Raw genomic sequence first — 8,167 nt, forward strand, 5'->3', positions numbered from 1 at the left:
GGGGGGCCCCCCCCGGACCCCCGTTGTGGGGGGCCCCCCCCCCCACGCCCCCCTTGTGGTTGCGGTCCGTGGGGGCCTTTCTCTTCTCACCGCTTCTGTTGTTTGGGGCTCCGCCCCTTGCCCCCTTGTGGCTGAGGCCGCTGGTCCTCCTCTGCTTGGCGAGTGGTTTTGGGGCTTCGCCCCTCGCCCCCTCGTGGCTGAGGCCGCTGGTCCTCCTCTGCTTGGCGGGTGGTTTTGGGGCTTCGCCCCTCGCCCCCTCGCGGCTGAGGTCACTGGTCTCCCTCCGCTCTGCGGGTGGTTTGGGGGCTCCACCCCTTGCCCCCTCGTGGTTCAGGTCGGCGGACCCGTGCCGGCCGGTGAGTGGGTTGAGGTTTCGCCCCTTCCCCCTTGTCGCTGAGGTTGCTGATCTTCTGCCGCTTTGGGCTCTGGCCCTCTTGGTGCGGTGTCGGCGTGGTGTCGGTTGTCAGGTGTTGACCGGGGTCGGGTCGTCGTTCGGGCTGTTTGTGCCGAGATTCTTGTGGGGTCCGACTGGTTCGGTGCGCTAGCTGGGGTGGTTGGTGCGAGGGCGGGTCGGCGGGGGTTGTCGGCGAGGGTTCAGGGAGTTACCTTGCTCGGTAATTGATAGGAAACCTTCCTATCAATTACCGGTTCGGGGAGGGCGGCCGGTCGTGCAGCACCACCACCCCGGAAGCAGGTGTTCGGCATGCGAAGATTCCTCGCCATCCTGGTGTCGTTCCTGGTCGTCGCGGCGCTGGCGGCCGCTCCCGCGCGGGCGGCGGCGCGGTTGACGGCCGCGTTCAGCCTGTCCGGGACGACCGGGAAGTACGTGGTCGCCAACCCCGGGACGTCCGACGTGAGCGGCTGGAAGCTGACGTTCGAGCTGCCGGCGGGCGTCACGGTGAGCAACCCGCAGAACGCCACGGTGTCCCAGAATGGGACGAAGGTGACGCTCACGCCCGCGTTCTACATCGCCACCGTGAAGGCGGGCGGGAGCACCGAGCCGTACAGCCCGACGTTCACGCTGAGCTCCGCGGTGCAGCCGACGAACTGCCTGCTCAACGGGGCGAACTGCGACGGTTCGGGCGAGCCGCCGCCCACGGTCGCGGCGGTCACCGCCGAGTACTCGGTGAACGGGACGCAGGCGAAGTTCGTCGTCGCGAACAGCACCGCCACGGCCGTCGACGGCTGGACGATCGTGTTCGACCTGCCGAGCGGCGTGACCGCGAGCGGCGCCCAGAACGGGACGATCAGCCAGAGCGGCACGACCGTGACGCTGTCGTCCGTCTACTACAACTCCTCGGTCGCGGCCGGGAAGACGACGGAGCCGTACAGCCCGACGTTCACCGTCAGCAGGTCCGGGGCGGAACCGGTGAGCTGCCGGATCAACGACGCCAACTGCGACGGGTCCGCGGACGTCCCGCCGAGCGCGCCGGGCGGGCTGAAGACCACCGTGAAGACGACCAAGACCGTGTCGCTGAGCTGGGACGCGGCGAAGGCGGGGAGCCTGCCGGTCACCGCCTACGAGGTGTACAACGGGGCGACGCTCGCGACGACGGTGCCCGGCACCGCCGCGACGGTCACCGGGCTGACGCCGAACACCCAGTACACGTTCACGGTGAAGGCCCGCGACCGGAAGGGGAACCTGTCCCCCGCGAGCGCGCCGGTCACCGTGAAGACCAACGACCCCGGCGACGATACGCAGGCGCCGTCCGTGCCGTCGGGGCTGAACAGCACGGGGAAGGACTCTGCGAGCGTCCAGCTGGCGTGGTCCGCCTCGTCGGACAACACCGGCATCGCGAACTACGACGTGCTGGTGGACGGGAAGGTCGCCACGACGGTAACCGGGACGTCCGCGACCGTCGCCGGGCTGTCGCCGTCCACCGCGTACTCGTTCACCGTCCGGGCCCGCGACCTGTACGACAACGTGTCGGCGGAGAGCGCGGCGGTGAAGGTCACCACGGACGACGTCGTGAGCGGCTACGCGAAGGTCGGCTACTTCGTCCAGTGGGGCATCTACGGGCGGCAGTACTTCGTGAAGAACCTGGACACGACGGGCAACGCGGCGCGCCTGACGCACCTGAACTACGCGTTCGCGAACATCGACCCGAAGAACCTGACCTGCTTGCAGGGCGTCACGAAGGGCACCACGTCCGACCCCGAGGACCCGAACCAGGGCGACGGCGCGGGCGACGCCGAGGCCGACTACGGCCGCCCGTTCAGCGCGGCGCAGTCCGTCGACGGCGTCGCCGACACCGGCTGGGAGAAGCTGCGCGGCAACTTCAACCAGCTCAAGAAGCTGAAGGCGAAGTACCCGAAGCTGAAGATCCTCATCTCGATCGGCGGCTGGACGTACTCCAAGTACTTCTCCGACGTCGCGGCGACGGACGCCTCCCGGAAGAAGTTCGTCGGCTCCTGCATCGACACCTACATCAAGGGCGACCTGCCCGAGTACGAGAGCGCGGGCGGGCCGGGCGCGGCGGCCGGGATCTTCGACGGCATCGACCTCGACTGGGAGTGGCCCGGCTCGGACGGGCACCCGGGCAACCACGTCGGCGCCGCCGACAAGCAGAACAACGCGCTGCTGATCGCCGAGTTCCGCCGCCAGCTGGACGCGCTGACCGCGCAGACCGGCAAGCGCTACGAGCTCACCGCGTTCACCCCCGCGGACCCGGCGAAGATCGCCGCCGGATGGGACCTGCCGCAGGTCGCCAAGTCCCTCGACATCTTCAACGTCCAGGGCTACGACTTCCACGGCTCGGGCAGCGACAACTCGTGGGAGCCGAACCGGACCGGCCACCAGGCCAACCTGTACACCGACACCGACGACCCGTACCCGTTCCACTTCAGCGTCGAGAACGCGGTGAACGCCTACCTCGGCGCCGGGGTGAACCCGCGCAAGCTGACGATCGGGCTCGCCTACTACGGCCGGGGCTGGCAGGGCGTCACCGACGGCGGCAAGGGCGGCCAATGGCAGGCCGCGAAGGGCGCGGCGCCCGGCCAGTTCCAGGAGGAGGCGGGGACGCGCGGCTACGCCAACCTGGTCTCCAGCCTGCCGACCTGCACGGTCGCGCACGACGAGCAGGCCGTCGCGACGTCCTGCTTCACCGGTGACGGCGGCCAGTGGTGGTCGTTCGACGACGCCTGGTCGATCGGGAAGAAGGCCGCCTGGCTGAAGAGCAGGCATCTGCTGGGCGCCATGATCTGGGAGATGTCCGGCGACCCGGGCGTGCTCACCAAGGCGCTCGACGACGGACTGGCCTGACCACCGGACTCAGGGCCGGCGCCGTCTCCCCCGCGCGGTGCCGGCCCTGACCCTCGTCAGGGCGCCTGCGGGGGCTCGCCCGGCAGGTCACCGGAGCCGGGGGCGCGCAGGCCGTCCAGGATGACGTGCAGGTTGCGGTCCCACTGCTCCTCGCCGGCCCGCAGGCCGAGCGTGTGCGGCCCGGTCGCCGCGGAGACCAGCAGGAACGCCACGTCGGTCCACATGACGTCGGCGCGCACGGCGCCCGCCTCCTGCGCCCGCTCGACCAGCCTGCGGATGCGGTCGCGCAGGTCGGCGCGGGAGTGGTCGAGGACGTTGCCGAGCGCCTCGTTGATGTCGCACAGCTCGTTGCGGCGGCGGATGTAGGACGCGGCGAACGCGCGGAAGCCCTCCCACGGGTCGTCGGCCGCCAGGCAGGCGTCGGCGGACGCGATGATCTCGCCGATCAGCTCGTCCAGGACGGCCTTCAGCAGGTCCTCCAGCGAGCCGACGCGGCGGTAGAAGGTGCCGATCCCGACGCCGGCGCGGCGCGCGATGTCGTGCGCGGTGATCTCCGATCCGGCCTCGCGGGCGGCCTCGTGGGCCGCGGCCACCAGGCGTTCCACGTTGCGGCGGGCATCGGCGCGGGGCCGGTGCCCGGTCCCGTCGTCCAGCAGCCGGTCCACGGCGGGCCAGGTCACGTCCATGGCACCAATCTACCAGCAAGCGGACGGGCACCCTCCAGTTAAATGGACGAGCGTCGTCCGCTTGTGTTAGCGTCTGCAAGCGGACGAGGCGCGTCCGGTTGCTGGAGGGGTGTTCATGAAGACGAAGACGCAGGTGAGGCCGCAAAAGGACACCGAACGGGAGGCGGGGGGAGGTGACCGGGCCGCGCTGGCGGCGGGCTCGGCGGCGGCGTTCATGGTGTTCCTCGGCACCACGATCGTGACGCTCGCGCTGCCGACGATGCTGCGCGCGCTGCACGGGGGGTCTGCGGCCGGGGAATGGATCGTCAACGCCTACACGCTGACGCTGGCCGCCGGGCTGATCAGCGCGGGGGCGCTGGCGGACGCCCTCGGCGCCCGCCGGATCTTCCTCGCGGGCCTGGCCGTCGTCGCGCCCGCGTCCGCCGTCGCGGCCGCCGCCGGGGCCGTCCCGGTGCTGATCGCCGCCCAGCTCGCGATGGGGGCGGGCGCCGCGCTGCTGCTGCCCAGCTCGCTGACGCTGGCGACGTCCGGAGCGCGGGGCGCCGCCGGACGGGCCCGCGCGGTGGCCGTCTGGGGCGCGACCGGCGGTGTCGGCCTGGCGGCCGGGCCGCTGGTCGGCGGGGTGCTGATCGCGGCGGCGGGATGGCGGGCGGTGTTCCTCGTGAACGCGGTGCTCGGCACGGCGGCGGCCGCGGTGACGCTGGCCCGGGTCGGCGCGGTCCCGGCTCGTCCGCGCCGGCTGGACCTCGGCGGCCAGCTCACCGCGGGCGCGGCGATCACGGGCCTGGTCTTCGGCATGATCGAAGGCCCGCACCTGGGCTGGACGCACCCGGCGGTGCTGGCGGCGGGCGGAGTGTTCGCGGCGGGGCTCGCGGCCTTCGTCCTCGCGGAGCGCAGGGCCGCCGAACCGCTGCTGCCGCTCGGGCTCTTCCGGCGCGCGGGCTTCTCCGGGACGAGCGTGCTCGGCATCCTGTTCAACTTCACCTTCTACGGCGTGATGTTCGCGTTGAGCCTGCTGCTCCAGGACGTGAAGGGGGAGCCGCCGCTGCTTGCCGGGCTGTCGTTCCTGCCGTTCACCGGCCTGATCGCGCTCGGCAACCTGGTGACGCCGTCGCTGCTCGCCCGCTTCGGCACCACCGCCGCGCTGCTGCTCGGGGAACTGCTGTTCGGCGGCGCCGTCGCGGCGCTCCTGGCCGTGGGGCCGCTGCCGCAGGAGTGGCCGATGCTGCTGGCCATGACCCCGGCGGGTCTCGGCGGGGGCATCGTCGTCGCCGCGATGACGACGCGGCTGGTCGAGTCGGTCCCCGCCGCGCTCACCGGGGCCGCGACCGCCGCGTTCAACGCCGGCCGCCAGGTCGGCTCGTCGGCGGGCGTCGCGGTGTTCGGCCCGCTCCTGGCCGGCGCGGCGTTCGCCACGGGCTTCCGGATCTCCCTGGGGCTCGCCGTCGCCGCGGTGGCCGCCACCGTGCCGATCACGCTCGCCCTCCGCCGCGACACCGCCCCCGCCCGGCCACGCTGACCCCGGACACGCTCCGCACCGCGTGAGGCGGCCCCCGGCGGGCCGTCTCGCAGCGGATCGGCGGAACGGCCTGCCGGGCGTCGCGCGGCTAGGGCCTGTCTCGAAGTGGCCTCGGCCGCACGCGCGAACGCGTGACCTGGCCGGTGGAGCGAAGCCGGAGGCGAGCGGAGCCGGGCGGATCGCGAAGCGATGCCGCGTTCGCCCAGGACCGGTCACGTAGCGAGCCGCCAGGCGAGCGAAGTGGACCGCCAGGCGAGCGAAGTGGGGCGGGACTTTGGAACACGGCCTAGTTCTCGCGCAGGGCGCGCAGGGACTGCTTCAGGGAGCCGAGCGTCGTGAAGACCGCGGTCGGCTCGTAGCCGCAGTGCGCCATGCAGTTCGCGCAGCGCGGGTCGCGGCCCCGGCCGTAGGACTCCCAGTCGGTCTCGTCGAGCAGTTCCTGATAGGTCTGCGCGTAGCCGTCCGACATCAGGTAGCAGGGGCGCTGCCAGCCGAAGAGGGAGTAGGACGGGATCGCCCAGGCGGTGCAGCCGAAGTCGGCCTTGCCTTCGAGGAAGTCGAGGAAGAGCGGCGAGTGGTTCAGCCGCCACCGCTTGCGGTTGCCGTCGGCGAACGCCTTCTTGAACAGCTCGCGGGTCTCCTGGACGCCGAGGAAGTGCTCCTGGTCGGGCGCCTTGTCGTAGGCGTAGCCGGGCGAGAGCATCATCTCGTCGACCTGCAGGTCGTCGTTGAGGTAGTTCAGCACGTCGATGACGGTCTGCGGGGTGTCGGTGTTGAAGAACGTGGTGTTGGTGGTGACCCGGAAGCCGCGCTCCTTGATCAGCTTGACCGCGGCGACGGCCTCCTCGAACACGCCCTCCTTGCAGACCGACTCGTCGTGCCGTTCCTGCAGGCCGTCGATGTGCACGGTGAAGGCGAAGTAGGGCGACGGCGTGAACTTGTCGAGCTTCTTCGGGATGAGCAGCGCGTTCGTGCACAGGAAGACGAACTTCTTCATCCTGACCAGCTCGTCGACCAGCTCGCCGATCTGCGGGTGCATCAGCGGCTCGCCGCCTGCGATCGACACCATCGGGGCGCCGCACTCCTTGACCGCGGCGACGGCCTGCTCGACCGGCATGCGCCGCTTCAGCACGTCGGCGGGATGCTGGATCTTCCCGCAGCCCGCGCACTTGAGGTTGCAGGCGAACAGCGGTTCGAGCTCCATGATGAGCGGGAACTTGTCCTTGCCGCGCACCTTGTTGGTCATGATGTGCGACGCGACTCGGACGCTCTGGCGCAGTGGCATCGGCATTAGGGTCGGACCTCCTTCGGCAAGGTGAACTCGGTGGTCTCCACCGTGACCTCGCGTTCGACGAGGTCGGCGGGGCCGAGGCCGCGCAGCGCGGCGACGACCGCGTCGAGCACGGCGGGCGGCGCGGACGCGCCGGCGGTGACGCCGACGGCGCGGGCGTCGCGGAGCCGGCCGAGCGGGACGTCGGCCGGGCCGTCGATCAGCAGGGCGGGCGCGCCGGCCTGCTCGGCCACCTCGACGAGGCGGCGGGAGTTGGAGGAGTTGGCCGACCCGACGACGAGCACGAGGTCGGCCTCGCGCGCGACGCGGGCCACGGCGCGCTGGCGGTTGGTGGTGGCGTAGCAGATGTCGTCGGTGTGCGGGCCCCGCGCGTCCGGGAACCGCCGGGTGATCTCCGCGGCCAGCGCGTCCGCCTCGTCGGCGGCGAGCGTGGTCTGGGTGAGGTAGGCGACGGGGCGGTCCGCGGGCAGCGCCGCGACGTCGGCGGGCGTCTGCACGAGGACCGTGGACTCCGGCGCCTCGCCGAGCGTGCCCTCGACCTCCTCGTGCCCGGCGTGCCCGATCAGCGCGACGAGGTCGCCCCGCGCGGCGTACCGGCGGGCCTCGGCGTGCACCTTCGCGACGAGCGGGCACGTCGCGTCGATGACGCGCAGCCCGAGCCGCCCGGCCTCGTCGCGGACGGCGGGCGCGACACCGTGCGCGGAGAAGACGGTGACCGCGCCCGGCGGCACCTCGTCCAGCTCGTCGACGAACACGGCGCCGCGCCGGGCGAGGTCGTTCACGACGTGCGTGTTGTGGACGATCTGCTTGCGCACGTACACGGGCGGGCCGTGCATCTCCAGGGCCCGTTCGACGATCTCGATGGCCCGCTCGACGCCGGCGCAGAAGGAGCGCGGCGAGGCCAGCAGGATCCGGCGCGGCCCGATCGCGTCCGCCCATGCGCGCAGGGCGGGCCCGATCGTCCGCAGCCGCCGCAGGGCGGCCGCGCCGCCGGTGAGGGTGGCGGGGCTGAGCAGCGGGCGGTCCGGGGTGTCGACGATGGCGCGGACCACCGCCACCGGGCGGTCCCCGGCGGCGAGCGGCGCCGACTCCATGTCGACGGCCATCGCCCCGGTCGCGGCCAGCTCGGCGCGCTCGCGGCCGGTGACGACGTGGTCGGTGGTGACCAGCGGGCCGCGGTGCACGGTCGCGCCGGTCGTCCGCTCCAGGAGCCCGGCGAGGGGCTCCGCCGAGGGGCAGGGCACGGGCGGGCCGGCGCCCCGCACCTCGGTCGCGACGAACAGGTCGCCGGGCCGCAGCCGCCCGTCCAGCGCGCCGCCGAAGCCGGCCACGGCGAGCCCGTCGGCGTCGCGCAGCCGCGCGGCGGCCCGCCGCGCCCGCTCGGGGCCGGCGCCGGTCCGGACGACCGG

General features: G+C 72.6%; 5 protein-coding genes. 2 read left to right on the top strand and 3 right to left on the bottom strand.

Features of this window, described 5'->3' with window-relative positions:
- The first annotated feature begins 703 nt into the window (after positions 1 to 703).
- On the top strand, positions 704 to 3,262 hold the full coding sequence (locus tag ABZ914_RS41395; RefSeq protein WP_500200128.1) for a glycosyl hydrolase family 18 protein: 2,559 nt from the start codon (positions 704 to 706) through the stop codon (positions 3,260 to 3,262).
- 56 nt (positions 3,263 to 3,318) lie between these two features.
- Here ABZ914_RS41395 and ABZ914_RS41400 read toward each other — a convergent pair whose 3' ends face one another.
- Positions 3,319 to 3,948, bottom strand: coding sequence for a TetR/AcrR family transcriptional regulator (locus tag ABZ914_RS41400; RefSeq protein WP_500200129.1), 630 nt, complete (start codon positions 3,946 to 3,948; stop codon positions 3,319 to 3,321).
- 115 nt (positions 3,949 to 4,063) lie between these two features.
- Between ABZ914_RS41400 and ABZ914_RS41405 the strand changes: the two genes are divergently transcribed.
- Positions 4,064 to 5,467, top strand: coding sequence for an MFS transporter (locus ABZ914_RS41405; RefSeq protein WP_500200130.1), 1,404 nt, complete (start codon positions 4,064 to 4,066; stop codon positions 5,465 to 5,467).
- 286 nt (positions 5,468 to 5,753) lie between these two features.
- On the opposite strand, the gene hpnH is transcribed toward ABZ914_RS41405, so the two are convergent.
- Both hpnH and ispH read right to left on the bottom strand, forming a co-directional pair.
- The gene (gene hpnH / locus ABZ914_RS41410) at positions 5,754 to 6,752 is read right to left on the bottom strand and encodes an adenosyl-hopene transferase HpnH (RefSeq protein ID WP_500200131.1); all 999 of its coding nucleotides are present in this window, start codon (positions 6,750 to 6,752) and stop codon (positions 5,754 to 5,756) included.
- Positions 6,753 to 6,757: 5 nt separating this feature from the next.
- Positions 6,758 to 8,167: 4-hydroxy-3-methylbut-2-enyl diphosphate reductase (gene ispH / locus ABZ914_RS41415; protein ID WP_500200132.1), on the bottom strand; the 1,410-nt coding region annotated here is incomplete at its 5' end.

Origin of the sequence: Spirillospora sp. NPDC046719 (genome assembly GCF_040645715.1) — a bacterium.
Classification (GTDB): domain Bacteria; phylum Actinomycetota; class Actinomycetes; order Streptosporangiales; family Streptosporangiaceae; genus Spirillospora.